Raw genomic sequence first — 22,065 nt, forward strand, 5'->3', positions numbered from 1 at the left:
GTGGCCGCGGGGTCGGCCGGTAGGCCGGCGATGCGCTCAGCGGCCCTCCTCGTCCCCCGTCCGGGGCGGGACGCGGCAGGCCGACTCCAGCCACAGCGCGGCGGCCACGAGCGCGGCGGCGCAGGCGACGCCGACCACGGCGGCCACGGTGTCGCCGCGGGCGGCCGCCAGCCGGGGGACCGCGGGGGCCACGTGGGCCAGCACCCCGAGCCAGATCCCGACGAAGACCGCGCCGACGTAGGCGCTGGCCTGGGCCAGGACGGCCAGGCGGGCGACGAGCATCGGCTCCACCGGCCGCAGCGGGGGTGCGGTGCGCTCGCCGGGCGGGCGGCGGTCCCGCTGGGCGGCCAGCCGCGCGCGCAGCGCGCGGGTGCCGAGCACCTCGGCCACCGCGAGCACGGCCAGCGGCACCCCCATCCACCAGCGCAGCGGCGGCAGGCTCCCGTAGGTGGTGCGGACCACCAGCCAGGTCGCCAGCGCCAGCCCGGCGGCGAGGACGGCGAGGTCGCGCCGCGGCACCGGCCTCACCGGCGGCCCCCGCTCACTGCAGGTGCTCCCAGCGCACGACCGCCGCGACCTCCTCGGGCGGCAGGGCGGCCACCAGGTCGGCGACCCGGCCCGAGCCGGGCAGCACCGCGGTCGGGTCGAGGGCGAGCCACGGCACGAGCACGAACGCGCGCTCGGCGGCCCGCGGGTGCGGCAGCGTCAGCGCGGGGTCGTCGGAGAGCACCGGGCTGCCGTCGTCCGCGGTCACGGTGACGACGTCGACGTCCAGCGTGCGCGCGCCCCACCGCACGTCCCGGGTGCGCCCGGCCGCCTGCTCCAGCTCGTGCGCCCGGGCCAGCCAGCCCGCGGCGTCCCGCTCGCCGCGGACCACCGCGACCGCGTTGAGGTACGGCGGCTGCTCGACCGGGCCCCACGGCGGGGTCTCGTACAGCGTGGACCGCGCCACGAGCACCCCCTCGTCGTGCAGGGCGCTGATCGCGGCGCGCAGCGCGGCGGCGCGGTCGCCGAGGTTGGCGCCGAGCGACAGGACGGCGCGGCTCATGCCGGGCGTTCCCGGCGGATGGCGACGGTGACGTCCTCGAAGGGCACGCCGAGCTCGGCGTCGGGCTTGTGCACGGTGATCTCCGCGGCGTCGACCAGCGGGTCGGCGAGGCAGACGTCGGCCAGCCGCTGGGCGAGGGTCTCCAGCAGGCCGACCGGCTCCCCGGTGAGGACGCCGTGCAGCCGCTGCGCCAGCTCCGCGTAGTTCACCGTCCGCGCCAGGTCGTCCCCGGCCGCGGCGGGGGCGGTGTCGAGCTCCAGGACGGCGTCGACCCGGAAGGTCTGCCCCCGCTCGCGCTCCCAGTCGTAGACGCCGTGGTGGGCGTGCGCGCTGATCCCCCGGACGGTGATGCGGTCGGGGGTGCGCCGGGCGGGCGGCTCAGCCACGGGGGCTCCTCTCTCGGCGGGCGGCCTGCACCGCCGCCACGGTGCGGACGGCGTCGACCGAGGCGGCCGCGTCGTGCACCCGCACCCCCCAGGCGCCGGCCTCGGCGGCCAGGACGGTGGTGGCCAGGGTCGCAGCGTCGCGCTGCTCGGCCGGTCGCGGGGGGCCGTCGGGGTCGGCGAGCAGGCGGCCGAGGAAGGTCTTGCGGGAGGCCCCGACGAGCACCGGCAGGCCCAGCGACACCAGCCGGTCGAGGCCGGCCAGCAGCGCCCAGTTGTGCTCGGCGCGCTTGGCGAAACCCAGCCCGGGGTCGAGGACGAGCTGCTCGGGGTCCACCCCGGCGGCGACGACGTCCTCCACGCGGGCGGTGAGCTCGGCGCAGACCTCGGTGACGACGTCGCCGTAGCGCGCCGCGGCGTACATCTCCCGGCTGTGCCCGCGCCAGTGCATGAGCACCCACGGGACGCCGGCGTCGGCGACCAGCGCGGCCATCCCGGCGTCGGCCAGTCCGCCGCTGACGTCGTTGACCAGCACCGCACCCGCCGCCAGGGCCGCCGCGGCGACCTCGGCGCGGGTGGTGTCGACGCTCACCCGCGCCCCGGCGGCGGCGAGCTCCCGGACGACGGGCAGCACCCGCCGGCACTCCTCGTCGGCGTCCACCCGGTCGGCGCCGGGCCGGGTCGACTCCCCGCCCACGTCGACGTAGTCGGCCCCGGCGGCGTGCATGGCCAGCCCGTGGGCGACCGCGGAGGGCGCGTCGGCGAAGCAGCCGCCGTCGGAGAACGAGTCCGGGGTGACGTTCAGGACCCCCATGACCACGCAGCGGCCGGGGCGCGGGAGCTGGGGGGAGACCGTCACCGGCCCAGCACGAGGCCCATCGCCTCGGCGCGGGTGGCCGCGCTGTCGCGGAAGATGCCGCGGACGGCGCTGGTGACCGTCGAGGACCCCGGCTTGCGGATGCCGCGCATCGCCATGCACAGGTGCTCGGCCTGGATGACCACCAGCACGCCCCGCGGCTTGAGGACCTCGGCGAGGGCGTCGGCGATCTGGCTGGTCATCCGCTCCTGCACCTGCGGGCGCCGGGCGTAGACCTCGACCAGCCGGGCCAGCTTGGACAGCCCGGTCACCCGGCCGTCGTCCCCGGGGATGTAGCCGATGTGGGCCACCCCGTGGAAGGGCACCAGGTGGTGCTCGCAGGTCGAGTACATCGGGATGTCCTTGACCAGGACCATCTCGTCGTGGTCCTCGTCGAAGGTGGTCGCGAGGACGTCCTGGGGGTCCTGCCACAGCCCGGCGAAGGTCTCCGCGTAGGCCCGCGCCACCCGGCCCGGGGTGTCGCGCAGGCCCGGGCGGTCGGGGTCCTCCCCCACCGCGAGCAGGAGCTCCCGCACCGCCGCGGCCGCGCGCTCGTGGTCGACGCCGGGCCGCGGCGGGGCGGGCAGCAGGTCGTCGGGCTCGGCCGCCACCTCGCTCACGAGTCCTCCTCGTCGACCCGGGTCGGGCGCGGTCGTGGCGCGGCGGGGGTGGCGGGACCGCTCACCTCTGCACCGGCGCGCCGACGTCCCCCACCGGCGCGGCGTCGTCCCCCTTGATCAGGCTCTTGCCGTTCTGCGCGGCCCGCTCGGCCGGCGTGAGCACCGGCGGCTGGTCCGACGGCGTGCGCTTGCCGAAGCCGTTGTACGGCGCCAGCGACGGCCGTTTGGTGACCGGTGCGCAGATGCGGGCCATGTCCTCCTTGGACAGGGTCTCCTTCTCGATCAGCTCCAGCACCAGCTGGTCGAGGACGCCCCGGTGCTCCACCAGGATCTCCCACGCCTCGTCGTGCGCGGCCTCGATCAGCGCGCGGATCTCCGCGTCGATGTCGGCGGCCACGGCGTCGGAGTAGTCCGGCCGGGTGTGCATGTCCCGCCCCATGAACGGCTCGGCGTCCCCGCTGCCGTACTTCACCGCGCCCAGCTTGGCGCTCATGCCGTACTGGGTCACCATCGCGCGGGCCATCGCGGTGGCCTTCTCGATGTCGTTGCCGGCGCCGGTGGTCGGCTCGTGGAACACCAGCTCCTCGGCCGCCCGACCGCCCAGCGCGTAGGCCAGGGTGTCGATCATCTCCGATCGGGTCTGGGTGTACTTGTCCTCGGTCGGGAGGACGAGCGTGTGCCCGAGCGAGCGGCCGCGCGGCAGGATCGTCACCTTGTGCACCGGGTCCAGGTTGGGCAGCGCGTGCGCCACGAGGGCGTGCCCGCCCTCGTGGTAGGCGGTGACCTTCTTCTCCTTCTCGCTCATCGCCCGCGTCTTGCGCTCCGGGCCGGCGATGACGCGGTCGATCGCCTCCTCGAGCACCTCGTCGGAGATGAGCGACTCGCTGCGGCGGGCGGTGAGCAGCGCGCCCTCGTTGAGCACGTTGGCCAGGTCGGCGCCGGTGAACCCGGGGGTGCGGCGGGCGACGGTCCCCAGGTCGACGTCCGGGGCGAGCGGCTTGCCCTTGGCGTGCACCTCGAGGATCCTCTTCCGGCCGCCGAGGTCGGGCCGGTCGACGGCGATCTGCCGGTCGAAGCGGCCGGGGCGCAGCAGCGCCGGGTCGAGGATGTCCGGCCGGTTCGTGGCGGCGATGAGGATGACGCCGCCCTTGACGTCGAAGCCGTCCATCTCGACGAGCATCTGGTTGAGCGTCTGCTCCCGCTCGTCGTGGCCGCCGCCCATGCCCGCGCCGCGGTGCCGGCCGACGGCGTCGATCTCGTCGATGAAGATGATCGCCGGGGCGTTCTCCTTGGCCTGGGTGAACAGGTCCCGGACCCGGCTGGCGCCGACGCCGACGAACATCTCGACGAAGTCCGACCCGGAGATCGAGTAGAAGGGCACGCCGGCCTCGCCGGCCACGGCCCGGGCCAGCAGGGTCTTGCCGGTCCCGGGCGGGCCGAACAGCAGCACGCCCTTGGGGATCTTCGCGCCCACGGCCTGGAACTTGACCGGGTTGGCGAGGAAGTCCTTGATCTCGTGCAGCTCCTCGATCGCCTCGTCGGCGCCCGCGACGTCGGCGAACGTGGTCTTCGGCATGTCCTTGCTGACCGTCTTGGCCTTGGACTTGCCGAAGGCCATGACCCCGCGGCCGCCGCCCTGCATCGAGTTGAACAGCCAGAACAGCAGCAGCAGCAGGATCACGAACGGCAGGAAGCTGATCAGGATGCTGACCAGCACGCTCTCCTGCGTGACGTTCGTGTCGTAGTCGACGGCCTCGCCGTCGCCGTCCAGGCCGGAGACCAGGTCGAAGACGTCGTCGGCCGCGCCGATCGGGTAGGAGGCGGTGATGCGCTCGCTGCCCTCGACCGGGTCCACCAGGTCGAGGTCGAGCGTCTGCTCCTTGTCGTTGATCGTCACCGAGTCGACGTTGCCGCTGGTGATCTGCTCGAGGGCCGTCGCGGTGGAGACCTGCGTGTACTCGCGGCCACCACCGAAGAGCGACGAGACCCCGAGGGCGACCAGGACGACGAGGACGACCCAGAACCACACGGAGCGGAAGATCTTCTTACGTTCCATACACCGATGCCGGGCTGCCGGGAGACCGGTCGCGCCCGTCGACCCTCCTGATCGTCCGGGGGACGCTCCCTGCGACCCGGGCGGGCACCCCGGCGCCGGCGCAGCGTCGTTGCGCTCGACGGTACACCGGGGCCGCTGTCAGAACCCTGTGCGAGGACCCCGCAACACCTGCGAGGAGGGGTGGGTCGCCCTACCGGGGGAGATCCGCGGTGATCATGGGCCTGTTGCCTGCGACACGCGCCGGCACGCCGCTCCGGCCGGTCAGACCACCATGATCATCTCGGGCGGGCGGGTCACGTGCTCACGTCGAGTAGACCGCGGGCCTGAGGGTGGCGATGTAGGGCAGGTCGCGGTAGCGCTCGGCGTAGTCCAGGCCGTAGCCCACGACGAACTCGTTGGGGATGTCGAAGCCGACGTAGCGCACCGGGACGTCGACCTTGACCGCCTCGGGCTTGCGCAGCAGGGCGCAGACCTCCAGCGACGCCGGCCGCCGGCTGCCCAGGTTCTTGAGCAGCCACGACAGGGTCAGGCCCGAGTCGATGATGTCCTCGATGACCAGCACGTGCCGGTCGCTGATGTCCCGGTCGAGGTCCTTGAGGATGCGGACGACACCGGAGGAGCTGGTCGCCGACCCGTAGGAGGAGACGGCCATGAACTCCATCTGGGTGGGCAGCTGCAGCGCGCGGGCGAAGTCGCTCATGAACAGCACCGCACCCTTGAGGACGCCGACCAGCAGCACCTCGCGGCCCGCGTAGTCGGCGGCGACCTGCCCCGCCAGCTCGCCGATCTTCGCCTGGATCTGCTCCTCGCTGAGCAGCACGTGGTCGATGTCGGGGCCGTAACCGTGGTGGTTGCCGAGCTCGCCGGACTCAGTCACGCCTGGGACGCTCCTCGGGGGTGTCGGGGGTGGCCCCGGGTCGGGGGCCGCGGTGGCCGCGGGCCAGCAGCTCCAGACTGCCAGACGCCCGGCGGACCCCGGCGCCGCCCGGCAGGTCGACCGCGCCCTGCCCCCGCCACCCGCCGACCAGGGCGTCGACGGCGGCGAGGTGCACCGCCTGCAGGTCGGGCACGCCCGCCGCGCGCAGCCAGCCGCGCAGCACCCGGCGGCGCAGGGCGGCGGGCAGCGCGGCGAGGGGGACGGCGGGCAGCGGGCCGCCCGGGGGCCCGGGCGCGAGCCGGTCCAGCTCGGCGGCGGCCAGTGCGTCGAGGGCGTCGAGGTCCTCGCGCAGCATCGCCGCCGTCCGGGCCAGCGCGGGCGCCACTCCCCCGCCGAGCACCTCCTCGAGCAGGGGCAGCAGCTCGCCGCGCACGCGGGCGCGGGTGAGGGCGGGGTCGGTGTTCCAGGGGTCGTCCCAGACCGGCAGCCCCTGGTCGGCGCAGGCCGCGCGGGTGGTCCGGCGGCGCACGCCGAGCAGCGGCCGCCACCAGGTGACGCCGCGGTCCACCCGCACGGTGACCATGCCGGCGACGCTGCGCGGGCCCGAGCCGCGCCCGAGCCCCAGCAGCACCGTCTCGGCCTGGTCGTCGAGGGTGTGCCCGAGCGCGACCCGGGCGCCGAGCTCCGCCGCCGCCGCGGTCAGGGCGGCGGACCGGGCCGCGCGGGCCGCGCCCTCGGGGCCGCCGGCCGCGGGCACGGTCGCGGTGAGCACCCGCACCGGGTCCAGGCCCAGCCCGCGCAGCAGGGCGGCGGTGGCCGCGGCCCGCTCGGCCGAGCCGGGCTGCAGGCGGTGGTCGACGGTCACCCCGCCCACGCGGACCCCGGCCGCCCGGGCCTCGAAGGCCAGCGCGGCGGCGAGGGCGACCGAGTCGGGGCCGCCGCTGCAGGCGGCCAGCACCGGCGCCGGGGAGACCCGCAGGCCGGCCCGGACGGCGGACCGCAGGACCGCGACCGCGCGCGGCGGACCGGCCATGCTCGTCGGCGCCCCCCGGGCTCAGGCGGTGATGGCCGGGCGGCCGTGCACCCGCTCCACCCAGCGCGCGGGCTCGGTCAGCTCCTCGATGCGGGGCAGGTTCGCCGGCCCCTCCCACACGCGGTTGAGGCCCTCCATGCCGACCAGGTCGACGACACCGCCGACGAAACGCCGGCCGTCGGCGTACTGCTTCATCTTCTGCTCCAGACCCAGCAGCCGGCGCAGCACGCGGTCCAGCGGGCCGCGGCCCTTGCGGCGCTGGGCGAACCGCTTGCGCAGCGTCCGCACCGACGGGACGACGTCCGGGCCGACGCCGTCCATGACGTACTCGGCGTGCCCCTCGACGAGGCTCATCACCGCGGTGACCCGGTCGAGGACCTCACGCTGGCGCGGGTCCTGCACCAGCGCCATGAGGCCGGAGTCGTCGCCGCCCTCGCCGCCGCGGATGGCGTCGGTGACGCCGCGCAGCACGTCGCGCAGCCGGTCGCGCAGCACGTCCGGGGTCAGGTCGGTGGCCTCCACGAACTCGCCGACCTGCGCCTCGAGGTGCTCGCGCAGCCACGGGACGGCCGTGAACTGCAGCTGGTGGGTGACCTCGTGCAGGCAGACCCACAGCCGGAAGTCCGAGGGCTCCACGCCGAGCTTGCGCTCCGCGTCGACGATGTTGGGGGCGACCAGCAGGAGCCGGCCGCCGGTGCCGAACACCTCGTACTGGCCGAGGACGCGGGAGCTGAGGAAGGCGAGGACGCCGCCGGCCTGGACGCCGGTGGCCCGGGAGCCGATGGCGGTGGCCAGCGGGCCGGGCCGGGTCTCCTGCCGGGCGGCGAGGGCGTCGACCAGCGGGTCGAGCAGGGCCTGCATCCCCGCGGTGTTGGCGTCCACCCAGGCCGGCCGGTCGACCACGGCGACCTGGGGCACCGGACCCCCGGGCACCGGGGACAGCCCGGTCAGCCCCTCGACGTGGGCGACGGCGACCGCGGCCTGCTCGTGCAGCTCGCGGACGACGGCGGTGGCCTCCTCCCGCGTCGTCTCGGGGCCGGGGCCGACGAGGCGGCGGGCGGTGCGTCCGGCGAGCTCCCAGTCGACCATGGCGGAGGCGCTGCTCATCGCCTCACCGTACAGAAAGGACTCTCCTGCCCCCCACTGCTCGCGAGCTCGCAGCGGACCCCTGCAGGAGAGCCTAACGGCAGCCGCAGGCGGCCAGCGCGGCCGCGACCGCGTCGAGGGCGGCCTCGGCGGCGAGCACGTCGCCGGGCGCGTCGTCGGCGACCACGGCGAACACCAGCGGCCGCCCGTCGGCGGTGACGACCGTGCCGGCCAGGCCGTGCACCCCGAGCAGCGTGCCGGTCTTGGCCCGGACCGCACCGGGCGCGGTGGCCGGGTCGGCGTCCCCCCGGTCGGCCAGCGTGCCGTCGTAGCCGGCGACCGCCAGGCCGGGCAGCAGGGCGGACAGGCCCGGCGCCGAGCCGTCGGCGGCGGCGGTGAGCAGGTCGGCCAGCAGCGAGACCGGCACCCGGTCGCCCGCGGCCAGCCCGCTGCCGTCGGCCAGCTCGAGCCCGGTGGTGTCGAAGCCGGCGTCCTCGATCGCGTCGGTCACCCCCTGCGCGGCACCCTGGAAGGTGGCGGGCAGGCCGCGCGCGAGGGCCACGTGCCGGGCGAGCGCCTCGGCGAGCACGTTGTCCGACAGGGAGAGCGACTGCTCGACCAGCCGGGCGACCGGCGCGGACTCCACCGTGGCGAGGGTGTCGCCCTCCGCGGGGGCCTCGCCGAGCACGACCGCGGCGCCGGGGACGCCGAGTGCCTCGGCCAGGGCGGCACCGGCGTCGAGCCCGGGCTGCCCGCTGCGCGCCGTCTCGCCCGGCCGCACCCGGGCGCCGTCGACGGCGGTGGCGGTGATCGGCGCCGCGTAGCTCGACGGCGCGTCGTCCGGACCCCACCCCGGCGCGGTGAGCGGGCCCTCGAACAGCGAGCTGTCGACGACCACGCGGGTCACCGGCGTCCCCGGGGGCAGCGCCTCCTGCACCTGGGCGGCGAGGTCGGCGACGGTGGGCGCGCCGGGGTAGGTCAGGGAGGGGTCGGTGCGCGAGAGGGTGGAGTCGCCGCCGCCGACGAGCACCACCTCCCCGGGCGCGGCCCCGGCCACCACCCGCGTCTCCAGGGTGGCGTCGGGGCCGAGGGTGGTCAGCGCGGCCGCGGCGGTCAGCAGCTTCGCGGTGGAGGCCGGGGTGACCGGGTCGGTGGCGTCGCGGTCGAGCAGCACCTCCCCGGTGAGGACGTCGACGACCGCGGCCGACACGCCGGGGCCGAGCGCCGGCGCCGACAGCAGCGGGGCCAGCGCGGCCTCCAGCGCGGCCGGGTCGGGGGCCGGCGCCTCCCGCGTCAGGCCGGCGAGCACCGGGTCGGCCCCGGGCACCTCCGGCAGCTCGGGGACGGCGACCGCGGGCCCGGCGTCGCCGCCGCCCGGGGTGCCCCACGGGACCACCAGGAACACCACCAGGGCGACCACGGCGAGCACCGCCAGCCCCCCCAGCGTGACCCGGCGGCGGAACCTCGAGTACCGCGGCGTGACGGTCGCCGGCCCGCTCGGCGCGATGGTGCCCACCCCCAGGAGTGACTCCGCCGGGGAGGGCGCAGCCACGGTGGGCCACACTACGTGCCGTGCAGTTCGACGTGACGATCGAGATCCCGAAGGGCCAGCGGAACAAGTACGAGCTGGACCACGCCACCGGACGCATCCGCCTGGACCGGATGCTGTTCACCTCCACCCGCTACCCGGCGGACTACGGCTACATCGAGAACACCCTGGGCATGGACGGCGACCCGCTCGATGCCCTGGTGCTGCTCGAGGAGCCGACCTTCCCCGGGTGCCTGATCACCTGCCGGGCCATCGGCATGTTCCGGATGACCGACGAGAAGGGCGGTGACGACAAGGTCCTCTGCGTGCCGGCGACCGACCCGCGGATGGCCCACCTCACCGACATCGGCGACGTGTCGGAGTTCGACCGGCTCGAGATCCAGCACTTCTTCGAGACCTACAAGGACCTCGAGCCCGGCAAGTCGGTCGAGGGCGCCGAGTGGGTCGGCCGCGCCGACGCCGAGGCCGAGATCGAGGCCTCCCTCGCCCGCGCCCAGGAAGGCGCCGCCCACCACTGAAAGAGGACCCCGTCCTCCCCACCCTTCGCAGGCTCAGGGCGGTGCCCTGGACGGGGCCTTCAGGAGCGCCGGCCGGCCCTCTCGAGCGGGCAGCAGAGCGCACGACGGACGCCGACGGCGGTGTCCCCGGATCCCGGGGGCACCGCCGTCGCCGTCCCGACCCCGCGGGTCGGGTCAGCCCCGCGCGTCGGGCAGGACCGCGGGCAGGAAGCCGGAGGCGCTGGTGCCCGTTCGGGGTCAGGGCTGCAAGGTCGTCACGGAACCCCGCTGTGGAGGACCAGGGGCCAGGGACTCGCTAGTGCCATCGCTCCTCGGGCCGACCGGCCGCCCAGCGGCTCGTCGACTTCCTGGGGGGCGGCGGCTGCGGCTTACCCCGCCCCCGCCACCACATGACTGCGACGGCGACGACCACGGTCGCACCGCACACGGTGAGGAGGAGCGGTAACCACAGCGGCTCATCGCGGTCGCCGTCAGAGAGGGAGAGCACGATGCCCAGAGTCGCCAGCGCAGGACCGAGCGCTAGCCAGAGGGACGGGGGCCGCCGGTCTGCCCGATTCACGATCGCCACGCGCCTTCGGCACACCCGCTCCTGGCCACGCCCATGATCGACACCGTAGGGCTGGCAACGCCGCGCTCCGGCCGGATCGGGCTCTCCGGCGGCGCGTCCACCCGCTCGAGTGGGATCACAGCATCCTGACGACGCATCGGTGACTCCGTCCAGAAGGACGAAACCCCTGACGGAAGCTGAGCCGCCTGTCGGAATCGAACCGACGACCTTCTCATTACGAGTGAGATGCTCTACCGACTGAGCTAAGGCGGCGGGCGTGCGGGCAACAGCCTACGACACGGGCGCCAACGACCCGCGCCGCCCCGCCCCGGTCAGGCCGGCAGCCGCAGCGCCACCGTCAGCGCCTCCACCGCCACCTGCGGCTTGACGTTCTGGGCCAGCGCCGTCCGGCAGTCGAGGACGGCGCCGATGCGGCGCAGCGCCCCCTCCGGCCCGATGCGGGCCGCGAGCTCCTCGGCGTCGGGGCGGCGGTCGGGGTGGGCCAGCGTCGGCGGCTCCCCGCCCTCGGCGCGGACGACGGCGAGCACGAGGGCGTCGCGGTAGAGCGCCGCGAGGTCGACCAGCGCCCGGTCCAGCGAGTCCCGGCCGAGCCGGGTCGCCCGGCTCTTCTGCCGCTTCTCCAGCTCCTTGAGCTGGCCGGCCCCGCGGCTGGCCGCGGCCACGCCGGGCCCGCGGGCCCCCACGCCCAGGGAGGCCTTCACGGCCTCGGTCTCGGCGCCGTCGAGCTCGGCGACGGCCCGGTCGGACTCCTCCTTGGCCGCGCTGACCAGGTCGTCGGCGGCGTTGAGGCAGGCGGCCAGGGACACCAGGGACAGCGGCACGTCCAGCACGGCCTTGCGGGCCAGCCGGGCGGCCTCGTCGCGGGCGAGGTGCCGGGCCCTGCCGACGTGACCGCCGGCGGCCGCGGCCGACCAGGCGGCCAGCGCGGGGTCGACGCCGTCCCGGCGGACCAGGACGTCGGCGACCGCGTCGACCGGCGGCTGGCGCAGGCCCACCACCCGGCACCGCGAGCGGATGGTGACCGGGACGTCCTCGGGATGCAGGCTCGGGGCGCAGAGCAGGAAGACGGTGCGCGGGGGCGGCTCCTCGAGCATCTTCAGCACGGTGTTGTACGCCTGCTCGGTCATGCGGTCGGCGTCCTCGACCAGCACGATCTGCCAGCGCCCGAGGGACGGCGCCCGGCCGGCGATGCGCACCAGCTCGCGCACCTCCGCCACTCCCAGCGAGAGGCCCTCGGGGACGACGGTCTGGACGTCGGCGTGGGTCCCGGCGAGCACCGTGCGGCAGGAGTGGCAGGCGGCCGGGTCGGCGTGCAGGCCGCCGTCCGGGCACTGCAACGCCGCGGCGAAGGCCCGCGCGGCGACCGACCGGCCGGAGCCGGGCGGGCCGGTGAACAGCCACGCGTGGGTCATCGCGGCCGGCTGCGCCACGGCGGCCCGGAGCTCGGCGACCACCGCCGGCTGCCCGATGACCCGCGCCCAGACCCCGTCGCTCACGCGCGCACCCCCAGCAGCTCCCCCACCCGGCCGCGGACGGCCGCGGCCAGCTCCTCCACCGGGCGGGCCGCGTCGAGCACGAGGTAGCGCCCCGGCTCGGCGGCGGCCAGCGCGCGGAAGGTCTCCCGGACCCGCCGGTGGAACCCCAGCGACTCCGACTCCAGCCGGTCGGCCGCCGCCCGCCCGCGGGCCCGGGCCAGCCCCGCCTCCGGGGGCAGGTCGAGCAGCACGGTGAGGTCGGGGACCAGGCCGCCGGTGGCCCACGCCGACAGCGCGCGGACCTCCTCCACCGGGATGGTCCGCCCGGCCCCCTGGTAGGCCAGGGAGCTGTCGACGTACCGGTCGGTGACCACGACCTCCCCGGCCGCCAGGGCCGGCCGGAGGACGGCGTGCGCGTGCTGCGCCCGGTCGGCGGCGTAGAGCAGCGCCTCGGCGCGGGGCGCCAGACCGGTGTGCGCCCGGTCGAGCACGATCCCCCGCACGGCGGCGCCGACGGGCGTGCCGCCGGGTTCCCGGGTGGCGCGCGCGGGCCGCCCCTGCCCGGTGAGCCACTCGACGAGCAGCCGCACCTGGGTGGACTTGCCCGCACCCTCGCCGCCCTCGAAGGCGACGAACAGCCCCGGCCGGCCCGCGGGGTCGGCGGCCCGGCCGGTGGACTCGACGGGCGGGACGGGGCGGCCGTCGTCGGACTCGGGAATCGCTGGGCTCCTCGGCGGTGGGGTGCGACCGCGCGCCACGCTACCGGCCGGCACCGACCGTCCCCGGTCGCGCGGGCCTACGGTCGGCGCGTGGCCCCCTCCGGTGCCTGGGACCCCTCCGGCTACCTGCGCTTCGCCGGCGAGCGGGCCCGCCCCTTCGCCGACCTGCTGGCCCGGGTCGATGCCCGGGCCCCCTCGGTCGTCGTCGACCTCGGCTGCGGGGAGGGGGCGTTGACCGCCTCCCTCGCCGACCACTGGCCCGGCGCGGTGGTGACCGGCGTCGACTCCTCGGCGGAGATGCTCGCCGCGGCGGCCGCGCACGCCCGGCCCGGCCGGGTGGGCTTCGTGCGGGCCGACGTGCGCGACTGGCGCCCGGACGCGCCGGTCGACGTCCTGGTGACCAACGCCGTCCTGCACTGGGTGCCGGGGCACGCGGCGCTGCTGCGCCGGTGGGCCGCGGACCTCGCCCCCGGCGGCTGGCTGGCCCTGCAGGTGCCCGGCAACCAGGCGGCGCCCACGCACGTCCTGCTGGCCGGGCTGTGCCGCTCGCCGCGGTGGGCGGGCCGGCTGGCCGGGGCCGCGCCCGCCGCCGACGCCGTGCTCGACCCGGCCGGCTACCTGGGCGTGCTGGAGGAGGCCGGGCTGGCCGCCGAGGCCTGGGAGACGACCTACCTGCACGTGCTCACCGGCGCGGACCCGGTGCTGGCCTGGGTCCGCAGCACCGTGCTGCGCCCGGTCCTGGCCCGGCTGGCCGACGACGACGCCGCGGAGCTGACCGCCGCGTACGCCGCCCTCCTGCGGGAGGCCTACCCCCGCCGGCCGGACGGGACGACGCTGCTGCCGTTCCGCCGGGTGTTCGCGGTCGCTCAGGCGGGGACGAGCCGGTAGGCGTCGGTCCGGTAGGGCAGCTCCAGCTCGGCCCGCCCCCGGGTGTCGGGGTGGTCGGCGAGCACGGCGGCCACCCGGCCCAGGAACTCCGCGCGGCGGGCGTCGTCCATGGTGGCGACGTAGCTGCGGGTGCCGATGCCGGCGACCACCTGGGCCGGGGTCACCCGCTGGACGAACCGGGACCGGGTGCGGGTCGCGGTGGCGCCCAGCTCGCGGGCGAACTCGACCACGACGCGCTGGTCGGCCTCGTGGTCGCGGGCCTCGGCGGCCAGCACCTCCCCCATCGCCCGCACCCAGGGCACGTCCTCGTCGCGGGTGTTCCACACCAGGCCCACCACGCCACCGGGTCGCAGCACCCGGCGCATCTCCGCGGCGGCCGGGCCGGGGTCGAACCAGTGCGCGGCCTGCCCCGTGACGACGGCGTCCACGGCGGCGTCCGGCAGGGGCACCTGCTCGGCGCCGCCGGCGAGGGCGCGGGCACCGGGGTGCCGGGCCCGCAGCTCGGCGAGCATCTCCCCGGCCGGGTCGACGGCGACGACCTCGTGCCCGGCGGCCAGGAGGGCGCCGGTCAGCAGCCCGGTGCCGGCGCCCAGGTCGAGGACCTGGAGCGGGCGGTCGCCGAGGACCGCCGTGACCGCCTCGGCCGGGTAGCCCGGCCGGAGGGCGGCGTAGGCGGCGGCGACGGAGCCGAAGGAGGTCCGCCGCCGCTGCCGGTCCTGGGCGCCGAGGTCACCGGTCGGCACGGGGCTCAGCCGGCGGGGACCGAGTCGCTGCCGGTGGAGGCGGTCCTCGCCGCCGTGCCCTTCTTCGCGGCCGTGGTCTTCGCGGCCGCGGCCTTCTTCGCCGTGGCCTTCTTCGCCGTGCTCTTCGTCGCCGTGGTCTTCTTCGCCGTGGTCGTGGCCGCGGGGGCCTTCTTCCGGGTGGCCTTCTTGGTGCTCGGGCGCGCCCGGCGGTCGGCGAGGAGCTCGGCGGCCCGGTCGAGGCTGATCGTCTCGACGTCGTCGCCCTTGCGCAGGCTGGCGTTGGTCTCGCCGTCGGTGACGTACGGCCCGAACCGGCCCTCCCGCACGGTCACCTGCCCCTGGCTCACCGGGTCGACCCCCAGCTCCTTGAGCGGGGCGGCCGCGGCCCGGCGGCCACGCTGCTTGGGCTGGGCGAACAGCGCCAGCGCCTCGTCGAGGGTGACCGCGAACAGCGCGGCCTCGCTGTCGAGGGACCGGGAGTCGCTGCCCTTCTTCAGGTAGGGCCCGTACCGGCCGTTGAGCGCCTGCACCTCCTCGCCGTCCGGCGCGGTGCCGACCGTGCGCGGCAGCGTCAGCAGCCGGAGGGCCTCCTCGAGGGTGACCGTCTCCGGCGACATGGAGGAGAACAGGCTCGCCGTCCGCGGGGCCTCCTTGCCGCCCTCGGGGACGACCGTGGTCACGTAGGGCCCGTACCGGCCGGCCTTCACCTCGATCGGGAGGCCCGACTCCGGGTCGGTCCCCAGCCGGCGGTCACCGGAGGGCGCGGCCAGGAGCTCGGCCACCTTCTCCTGGGTCAGCTCGTCGGGCGGGAGGTCCTCGGGCAGGCTCACGCGGGGGCCGTCGTCGCCGCCCACCTGCAGGTAGGGGCCGTAGCGGCCGACCCGGACGACGACCCGCTCGCCGTCCGGCCCGGTGGCGCGCAGCGGGATGGAGTTGACGCCCCGGGCGTCGATCTCCTCCAGCTGCTGGCCGATGACCTGCTTGAGCCCCCCGGAGGCGGCGATGCCGCCGGCGTGCCGGCCGGCGCCGCCGAAGTAGAACTCGGTCAGCCAGTCGACCCGGCCCAGCTCCCCGCTGGCGATCTCGTCGAGCTCGTTCTCCAGGGACGCGGTGAAGTCGTAGTCGACCAGCGCCGCGAAGTGCTGCTCGAGCAGGTTGACCACGGCGAAGGCGACGAAGGAGGGCACCAGCGCCGAGCCCTTCTTCCACACGTACCCGCGGTCCTGGATCGTCTGCATGATCGAGGCGTAGGTCGAGGGCCGGCCGATGCCGAGCTCCTCCAGCCGGGCCACCAGGCTCGGCTCGGTGTAGCGGGACGGCGGCGTCGTGCTGTGCCCCTTGGGCTCCAGCTCGCGGGTGTCGAGCTGCTCGCCGCGCGCCAGGCGGGGCAGCCGACGCTCGGCGTCGTCGCTGCCGTGGTCGTCGTCGCCGGCGGCGCCCTCGTCCCGGGACTCGACGTAGGCCCGCAGGAAGCCGGGGAAGGTGATCGTGCGGCCGCTGGCGGTGAACTCGACGGCCTCGTCGGTGCTGCTGCGCCCGGCCAGCCGGATGCTCACGGTCTGCCCGACGGCGTCGGCCATCTGCGAGGCCACCGTGCGCTGCCAGATCAGCTCGTAGAGCCGGAACTCGTCCCGGGCCAGCTGCGCCGCGAGCTGGCCTGGCGTCCGGAAGCTGTCGCCGGCCGGGCGGACCGCCTCGTGCGCCTCCTGGGCGCCCTTGGCCTTCTTGGCGTACCGGCGCGGCTCGGCGGGGACGAAGGCGTCGCCGTAGAGCTGGCGGGCCTGCGTGCGCGCGGCGTTGATCGCCTCGTCGGAGAGGTTGGTCGAGTCGGTCCGCATGTAGGTGATGTGGCCGTTCTCGTACAGGCGCTGGGCCACGCGCATCACCTGCGCCGAGGACCAGCCCAGCTTGCGCCCGGCCTCCATCTGCAGCGTGGAGGTGGTGAAGGGGGCGTAAGGCCGGCGGCGGTAGGGCTTCTCGTCGACCCGGCTGACCGTGACCTGGCGGCCCTCCAGCCGGGCGGCGAGCCCGCGCGCCCCCGCCTCGTCGAGGTGCACGACCTCGCCGGTCACCCGACCGGTGGCCGGGTCGAAGTCCCGCCCGGTGGCCACCCGGCTGTCGTCGACGCTCACCAGCCGCGCCCGCAGCGTGGCGGGCTCCCCCTCGTCGGTGGCCGCCCGGTCGCCGGTGACGGCGAAGGTCCCCTCGAGGGACCAGTAGTCGGCCGAGACGAACGCCATCCGCTCCCGCTCGCGCTCCACGACGATGCGGGTCGCCACCGATTGCACGCGCCCGGCCGACAGCTTCGGCAGGACCTTCTTCCACAGCACGGGGCTGACCTCGTAGCCGTAGAGCCGGTCGAGGATGCGGCGGGTCTCCTGCGCGTCGACCAGCGCGGTGTCCAGCTCCCGGGGGTTGGCCACCGCCCGCGCGATGGCCTCGGGGGTGATCTCGTGGAACACCATCCGGCGCACCGGCACGCGGGGCTTGAGGGTGTCGACCAGGTGCCAGGCGATGGCCTCGCCCTCGCGGTCCTCATCGGTGGCGAGGTAGACCTCGCTGGCCTGCTTGACCAGCTGCCGGAGCCGGGTGACCTGCTGCCTGCGGTCGGGGCTGACGACGTACAGCGGCTCGAAGGCGTTGTCGACGTCCACGCCGAGCCGCGCCCACGACGCGCCCTTGTGCTCGGCCGGGACGTCGGCGGCGTTGCGCGGCAGGTCGCGGATGTGCCCGACGCTGGCCTCGACGACGTAGCCGCCGCCCAGGTACCCGGCGATCTTGTTGGCCTTGGTGGGCGACTCCACGATGACCAGCGGCCGCCCTCCGGCGGCCGCCGTGCGCGAGCGGGCGGGCGTTCGCGTGCCGCCCGAGGTGCTCGGGTCGGTCTCGCTGCCGGTCTTCGCGGTCTTCGTGGGGGCCACGGTGCTCCTGTCGGTAACGCTGGCTGCGGGCGCCGGATCCGGCGCCAGGGCGGACGCCATCGCTGCGCGTACACCCTCGGCGACGCCACGGTAGGCCACGATCGGGACGCCGGTCCGGGCGGCGACCCCTCGTCGGTGTGCCGCCGGTGCCCTTCCGCGCTGCAAGGGGTGGGCCGCGCCCGGTGTTCCCGGCCGCCCGCCGGGCCGTCCCCGGAGGGCGCCGGGCCGTCACCGGAGGGCGCCGGGCCGTCACGGGAGGGCGGTCCGGTCAGCGTTGCCCGGCGACCACCTCACCGACGGCCGGGAGGGTGGGCCGGTCGGGGTCCAGGTACCCGGTGTGCCCCGTCGTCCACGACGTCGGCAGCGGCTCGGCACCCACCCGCGGGTTGTCGGTCTCGGTGCCGTACCAGTCCGCCAGCCAGGTGATCGGGTCCGCCGGCGAGGAGGACTCGTACACCTCCGGCGCCTCCAGCCCCGCGGCGTCGTTGTCCAGCCCCGGGCTGCCGAGCAGCACGAGGGCGTCGGCGGCCAACCGGCCCGGCTCGTCGGCGGCCCGGTCCACCACCACCGTGCCGTAGCTGTGCGCGACGACGGTGACCCTGCCGGGCCGGTCCGCCCGCGTGGCGGCCAGCCCGTCGAGGGCCGCGTCGAGCGCCCGCCCGCCGTGCCACGAGGCCCCGGGCAGGGGTGCACCGAGCACGGACGGCGGCCGGTAGCCCAGCCAGGCGACCGTCGCGACCGCGAGGCCGGGGGACGCGGCGAGGGCGGCGTCCCCGACCGCCGCGGCGCCGCGGGTGAGCTCGTCGAGATCCCCCACCGGGTCGTTGCCGACACCGGGGACGAGCAGGCTGACCGCGTCGGCGGTGTCGAGGTCACCGAGGCCCAGCGCGACCAGCTCCTCCGCGGGCCGGAACTGCCACAGCTGCACCTGCTGGCCGGCGTCCTCCCGCGCGGCGACCTCCCGCGCGACCGCCACGGCGACGGGGTGCCCCGGATCGGCCGGATCGGCGAGGACGGCGTCGAGGTGCCGGCGGTTGGCCTCGTCCCGCGCCCAGGCCGGCACCCCGTCGAGCGACCCGACGAGCACCGGGGTGCGCTCGATCGCCCGCTCGCGCTGGGCGGTCGACAGGCCGGCCCACCAGTCGGCGACCCGCCCGGGCGGCGCGCCGAGCAGCAGCGTCGGGTGCGGCGCGGGTGGCGCGCCGACCAGCCCGCTGAGCGCCGGGAAGCCGGCCGGGCCGACGGCCGGGCCCACGCCCGTGGCGGCGAGGGCGTCGGCGGCCGCAGCCGCGGCCAGGACCGCGCCCGCCGCCGCCTCGAGGGCCTCCTCGGCCAGCTGCTGGGCGCGGAGGGCCGTGGCGGTGTCGTCGACGTCGAGCCCGGGCACCAGCGGGTCGGCGCCCACCCCGCCCGCCGCCGGGCCCAGGCCGACCAGCCGGCCGGCGTCGTCGAGCCGCACCGGCACCGACGCCGCCGTCACCAGCGCCCGGGCAGCCAGCTCCTGCGCCGTCGCCGCCGCGCCCAGCAGCGCCCGGGCCTGGTCCAGCGAGCCGGTCAGCGCGCCCGTGACCGCCGCCAGCACGGTCGACACCTCGGTCAGGGCCGCCCCCGCCGCGGTGCCCGCCGGCCCGTACCAGCAGTCGGTGCCCCCGAGCGCCCGGCCGACCGCCTCGGTGCGGCCGCGCCAGGCGGGGAGCCGGTCGGCGACAGCCGACAGCGTCCACACCGCACCGCGCAGGAGGGGGACGTCCCAGCCCGCCACCTCGGTCAGCGGCGCGGTCACCGGCCCGCCACCCCGGCCCGGCCGGTGAGCAGCCGGTCGGACAGCGCCGCGTCGAGCTGCCGGTAGGAGGCCACCGCCTCGCGCAGGGTGCCGGCCAGCGCCCCGGTGTGACCGGCGACGAGACCGAGCAGCAGCGCCCACCCGTGCGCTGCCCCGGCCGCCGGCCCGCCCGCGGCCGACCCCAGCGCGGCGCCCAGCGACCCGGCGGTCGAGCGGCACAGGCCCGCGTCGTCGTCCAGGTCGCGGGCGAGGGCGGCCAGGTCGTCGGCCAGCGCCTCGATGGCCTCGAACTGGGCGGCGATCGTCGTGGACACGCAGGCACCTCCGGCTCCGGCCGGCCACTCCCGGCCGGCGCGGAGCCGGACGCTAGGCCGCGGCCGGGACGGCCCCGCCCGCTGCGTCCACAGGCCCGGGACCGGTCCACAGGCCCGTGCGGCGGCCTCCGCCCGGCGCGGGCCGGGCGGAGGCTGCCGGGCGTGCGATCAGGGGACCGAGGTGGTCAGCTCGTCGTCGGTCTGCGCCGGTGCGCCGCCGACGACGACCGACCGCCGCTTGGAGACCACGACCGCGGCGACGACCACGGCCACGGAGACCAGCGCGATCGCCACCCGCAGGGCGGTGTTCTGGTCGTCGCCCACCGACATGCCCACGACCGCCGGGGCGATGAGCAGCGCCACGAGGTTCATCACCTTGATCAGCGGGTTGATGGCCGGGCCGGCGGTGTCCTTGAACGGGTCGCCGACGGTGTCGCCGATGACGGTCGCCGCGTGCGCCTCGCTGCCCTTCCCGCCGAAGGCGCCGTCCTCGACCATCTTCTTGGCGTTGTCCCAGGCGCCGCCGGAGTTGGCGAGGAAGACCGCCATCAGCGTGCCGGCCGCGATGGCCCCCACGAGGTAGGCGGCCAGCGGGCCGAAGCCGAGGCCGAAGCCGACCGCGACCGGGGCGAGGACGGCCAGCAGGCCGGGGGTGGCCAGCTCGCGCAGCGAGTCCTTGGTGCAGATGTCGACGACCCGGCTGTAGTCCGGGCGCTCGCTGAAGTCCATGATCCCCGGGCGGGTGCGGAACTGCTCGCGCACCTCGAACACCACGCGGCCGGCCGCCCGCGAGACGGCGTTGATGGCCAGCCCGGAGAAGAAGAACACGACGGCCGCGCCGATCACCGCGCCCACGATGTTGTTCGGGTTCACCAGGCTGAAGGCGTCGTCGAGGGTGGTGCCGGCCTCCTCGAGGGCCACGGCGATCTGCGCGTTGTAGGAGCCGAAGAGCGCCGTGGCCGCCAGCACCGCCGTGGCGATGGCGATGCCCTTGGTGATCGCCTTGGTGGTGTTGCCGACCGCGTCGAGGTCGGTGAGCACCCGGGCGCCCTCCTCGTCGAGGTCGCCGGACATCTCGGCGATCCCCTGGGCGTTGTCGCTGACCGGGCCGAAGGTGTCCATGGAGACGATGACCCCGGCGGTGGTCAGCAGGCCGCAGCCGGCCAGCGCCACGGCGTACAGGGCGGCACCCCCACCGATGAGGAAGGCGCCGTAGACGGCGGCGCCGATGAGCAGCGCCGCGTAGACCGCCGACTCCAGGCCCAGCGAGATGCCGGAGAGGATGACGGTGGCGGGGCCGGTCAGCGAGCTGCGCCCCACGTCCTGCACCGGCTTCCGGCTCGTCTCGGTGAAGTAGCCGGTGAGCTGCTGGATCGCCGCGGCGAGCACGATGCCGACCAGCACCGCCACGAACCCGAGCACCTGCGGGCTGACCACGGAGTCGGGGACGTCGGCGACGCTGGGCAGCACGGTGAACGACGCCACCGCGACCAGCACCAGGGAGACCACCGCGGAGGTGAAGAAGCCGCGGTTGATCGGCGCCAGCCCGCTGGAGTCGCTCTTGCCCGGGTTGCTGGCCAGGATGCCGACCACCGAGGCGATGATCCCGATGGCCGCGACGGTCAGCGGGAAGACCATGCCCACCGCGCCGAAGAAGACCTGGCCCAGGATCAGCGCCGCCACCAGCGTCACGGCGTAGGACTCGAAGAGGTCGGCGGCCATGCCGGCGCAGTCGCCCACGTTGTCCCCGACGTTGTCGGCGATGGTGGCGGCGTTGCGCGGGTCGTCCTCGGGGATCCCGGCCTCGACCTTCCCGACGAGGTCGGCGCCGACGTCGGCGGCCTTGGTGAAGATGCCGCCGCCGACCCGCATGAACATCGCCAGCAGCGCGCCGCCGAAGCCGAAGCCCTCCAGGACGACCGGCGCGGTCTCGTCGAACAGCAGCAGGGCCAGCGCGGCACCGAACAGCCCGAGGCCGACGGTGATCATCCCGCAGACGCCACCGGTCCGGTACGCGATGCGGAAGGCGGGCCGGTAGCCGCCGGTCCGGGCGGCCGCGGCCACCCGGACGTTGCCGCGCGTGGCCAGGGTCATGCCGATGAACCCGACGAGGGCGGAGAACAGCGCCCCCACCAGGAAGAACAGCGCCCGGCCGATGCGGGTCCCCCACCCGCCGTCGGCCACCGGGAGCACGAGCAGCAGCAGGAAGACGATGACGGCGAAGACGCCGAGGGTCCGGAACTGGCGGCGCAGGTACGCGGCCGCACCCTCCTGCACCGCCCGCGCGATGTCGCGCATCGTCGGCGTCCCCTGGTCCGCGGCCATGACCGCGCGCACCAGGTAGGCGGCGAAGGCGAGGGCGGCGATCGAGATGGCGAGGACGATCGTCACCAGGACGACGTCCCCGCCGGAGAGTGCGCTGTCCGGCATGTGTTCCCTCCAAGTGGGTCGACAGCCCCCGGGGCACGCGCGCTCCGGTCGGCGGAAGTGGGCGTCCAGCCGCCCGGGGCGGCTTCCCGAGCGCCTGGGTGCCGCGTGAGTGTAAGGGAGATCACACCGTGTGTCGTCGTCCCGCCGGACGTCCGGTGGCGGCGGGCCGCGCGCCCGCGCGGGGTTGCCCCGCGGTGT

At 76.2% G+C, this 22,065-nt stretch carries 19 protein-coding genes and 1 tRNA gene; 2 read left to right on the forward strand and 18 right to left on the reverse strand.

All coding sequences use genetic code 11. From position 1 onward, the window contains the following. Positions 1-36: 36 nt before the first annotated feature. The 10 genes from D0Z06_RS05885 to dacB form a co-directional block, all read right to left on the reverse strand. Positions 37-519: a DUF3180 domain-containing protein gene (locus D0Z06_RS05885; protein ID WP_233517479.1), complete on the reverse strand. Its 483-nt coding sequence runs from the start codon at positions 517-519 to the stop codon at positions 37-39. A gap of 22 nt (positions 520-541) precedes the next feature. Continuing rightward, positions 542-1,048, reverse strand: a complete 507-nt coding sequence (folK, locus tag D0Z06_RS05890; protein WP_117376454.1) for a 2-amino-4-hydroxy-6-hydroxymethyldihydropteridine diphosphokinase — start codon at positions 1,046-1,048, stop codon at positions 542-544. Further along, on the reverse strand, positions 1,045-1,434 hold the full coding sequence (folB, locus tag D0Z06_RS05895; RefSeq protein WP_117376455.1) for a dihydroneopterin aldolase: 390 nt from the start codon (positions 1,432-1,434) through the stop codon (positions 1,045-1,047). The genes folK and folB overlap by 4 nt, the downstream gene beginning before the upstream one ends. Next, on the reverse strand, positions 1,427-2,290 hold the full coding sequence (gene folP / locus D0Z06_RS05900) for a dihydropteroate synthase (protein WP_233517480.1): 864 nt from the start codon (positions 2,288-2,290) through the stop codon (positions 1,427-1,429). Before folP ends, folB begins: the two co-directional genes overlap by 8 nt. Beyond that, on the reverse strand, positions 2,287-2,907 hold the full coding sequence (folE, locus tag D0Z06_RS05905; protein WP_117376456.1) for a GTP cyclohydrolase I FolE: 621 nt from the start codon (positions 2,905-2,907) through the stop codon (positions 2,287-2,289). Before folE ends, folP begins: the two co-directional genes overlap by 4 nt. A gap of 61 nt (positions 2,908-2,968) precedes the next feature. Next, positions 2,969-4,963, reverse strand: a complete 1,995-nt coding sequence (gene ftsH / locus D0Z06_RS05910) for an ATP-dependent zinc metalloprotease FtsH (RefSeq protein WP_117376457.1) — start codon at positions 4,961-4,963, stop codon at positions 2,969-2,971. A gap of 301 nt (positions 4,964-5,264) precedes the next feature. After that, complete coding sequence (gene hpt / locus D0Z06_RS05915; protein WP_117376458.1) at positions 5,265-5,840, reverse strand: hypoxanthine phosphoribosyltransferase; 576 nt, start codon at positions 5,838-5,840, stop codon at positions 5,265-5,267. Further along, positions 5,833-6,873 (reverse strand): tRNA lysidine(34) synthetase TilS, encoded by a 1,041-nt coding sequence (gene tilS, locus D0Z06_RS05920; RefSeq protein ID WP_117376459.1) that lies wholly within the window; start codon positions 6,871-6,873, stop codon positions 5,833-5,835. Before tilS ends, hpt begins: the two co-directional genes overlap by 8 nt. A 21-nt stretch (positions 6,874-6,894) precedes the next feature. Next, a complete protein-coding gene (locus D0Z06_RS05925) occupies positions 6,895-7,980 on the reverse strand; it encodes a zinc-dependent metalloprotease (protein ID WP_199522156.1) in 1,086 nt (361 codons plus the stop codon). Between the two features lie 73 nt (positions 7,981-8,053). Beyond that, positions 8,054-9,511, reverse strand: coding sequence for a D-alanyl-D-alanine carboxypeptidase/D-alanyl-D-alanine endopeptidase (gene dacB / locus D0Z06_RS05930; protein WP_233517481.1), 1,458 nt, complete (start codon positions 9,509-9,511; stop codon positions 8,054-8,056). Positions 9,512-9,531: 20 nt separating this feature from the next. On the opposite strand from dacB, the gene D0Z06_RS05935 reads away from it, so the two are divergent. After that, the gene (locus D0Z06_RS05935; RefSeq protein ID WP_117376461.1) at positions 9,532-10,026 is read left to right on the forward strand and encodes an inorganic diphosphatase; all 495 of its coding nucleotides are present in this window, start codon (positions 9,532-9,534) and stop codon (positions 10,024-10,026) included. Positions 10,027-10,773: 747 nt separating this feature from the next. Here D0Z06_RS05935 and D0Z06_RS05945 read toward each other — a convergent pair. The 3 genes from D0Z06_RS05945 to tmk all read right to left on the reverse strand — a co-directional run bounded on the left by D0Z06_RS05945 (position 10,774) and on the right by tmk (position 12,842). Next, positions 10,774-10,846 (reverse strand) — tRNA-Thr (locus tag D0Z06_RS05945). Between the two features lie 59 nt (positions 10,847-10,905). Further along, the gene (locus D0Z06_RS05950; protein ID WP_117376463.1) at positions 10,906-12,090 is read right to left on the reverse strand and encodes a DNA polymerase III subunit delta'; all 1,185 of its coding nucleotides are present in this window, start codon (positions 12,088-12,090) and stop codon (positions 10,906-10,908) included. Beyond that, the gene (gene tmk / locus D0Z06_RS05955) at positions 12,087-12,842 is read right to left on the reverse strand and encodes a dTMP kinase (protein WP_233517482.1); all 756 of its coding nucleotides are present in this window, start codon (positions 12,840-12,842) and stop codon (positions 12,087-12,089) included. Before tmk ends, D0Z06_RS05950 begins: the two co-directional genes overlap by 4 nt. A 36-nt stretch (positions 12,843-12,878) precedes the next feature. Here tmk and D0Z06_RS05960 point away from each other — a divergent pair, with 36 nt between their 5' ends. Then, positions 12,879-13,676, forward strand: coding sequence for a trans-aconitate 2-methyltransferase (locus tag D0Z06_RS05960; RefSeq protein WP_117376464.1), 798 nt, complete (start codon positions 12,879-12,881; stop codon positions 13,674-13,676). Here the strand turns inward: D0Z06_RS05960 and D0Z06_RS05965 are convergent. From D0Z06_RS05965 to D0Z06_RS05985, 5 genes are all read right to left on the reverse strand, one after another. After that, positions 13,655-14,419, reverse strand: a complete 765-nt coding sequence (locus D0Z06_RS05965; protein WP_117376465.1) for a class I SAM-dependent methyltransferase — start codon at positions 14,417-14,419, stop codon at positions 13,655-13,657. The genes D0Z06_RS05960 and D0Z06_RS05965 overlap by 22 nt on opposite strands. Before the next feature lie 5 nt (positions 14,420-14,424). Then, positions 14,425-17,340: a type I DNA topoisomerase gene (gene topA / locus D0Z06_RS05970; protein WP_117376466.1), complete on the reverse strand. Its 2,916-nt coding sequence runs from the start codon at positions 17,338-17,340 to the stop codon at positions 14,425-14,427. Between the two features lie 268 nt (positions 17,341-17,608). After that, entirely contained in the window at positions 17,609-19,123 is a 1,515-nt protein-coding gene (locus D0Z06_RS05975; RefSeq protein ID WP_117376467.1) for an alpha/beta hydrolase, read from the reverse strand. Then, positions 19,120-19,437 carry a hypothetical protein gene (locus D0Z06_RS05980; RefSeq protein WP_117376468.1) on the reverse strand — a complete coding sequence of 106 codons (318 nt, stop codon included), beginning with the start codon at positions 19,435-19,437 and terminating at the stop codon, positions 19,120-19,122. Before D0Z06_RS05980 ends, D0Z06_RS05975 begins: the two co-directional genes overlap by 4 nt. A gap of 168 nt (positions 19,438-19,605) precedes the next feature. After that, entirely contained in the window at positions 19,606-21,867 is a 2,262-nt protein-coding gene (locus D0Z06_RS05985) for a sodium-translocating pyrophosphatase (protein ID WP_117376469.1), read from the reverse strand. Between the last annotated feature and the right edge of the window lie 198 nt (positions 21,868-22,065).

This window comes from Geodermatophilus marinus, assembly GCF_003428645.1.
In the GTDB taxonomy this organism is placed as follows: domain Bacteria; phylum Actinomycetota; class Actinomycetes; order Mycobacteriales; family Geodermatophilaceae; genus Geodermatophilus.

What these genes read in the sequence shown, in the direction of transcription:
- folK (WP_117376454.1), bottom strand. Translation starts at nt 1,048, where the DNA reads ATGAGCCGCGCCGTCCTGTCGCTCGGCGCCAACCTCGGCGACCGCGCC.
- ftsH (WP_117376457.1), bottom strand. Translation starts at nt 4,963, where the DNA reads ATGGAACGTAAGAAGATCTTCCGCTCCGTGTGGTTCTGGGTCGTCCTC.
- tilS (WP_117376459.1), bottom strand. Translation starts at nt 6,873, where the DNA reads ATGGCCGGTCCGCCGCGCGCGGTCGCGGTCCTGCGGTCCGCCGTCCGG.
- D0Z06_RS05925 (WP_199522156.1), bottom strand. Translation starts at nt 7,980, where the DNA reads ATGAGCAGCGCCTCCGCCATGGTCGACTGGGAGCTCGCCGGACGCACC.
- D0Z06_RS05985 (WP_117376469.1), bottom strand. Translation starts at nt 21,867, where the DNA reads ATGCCGGACAGCGCACTCTCCGGCGGGGACGTCGTCCTGGTGACGATC.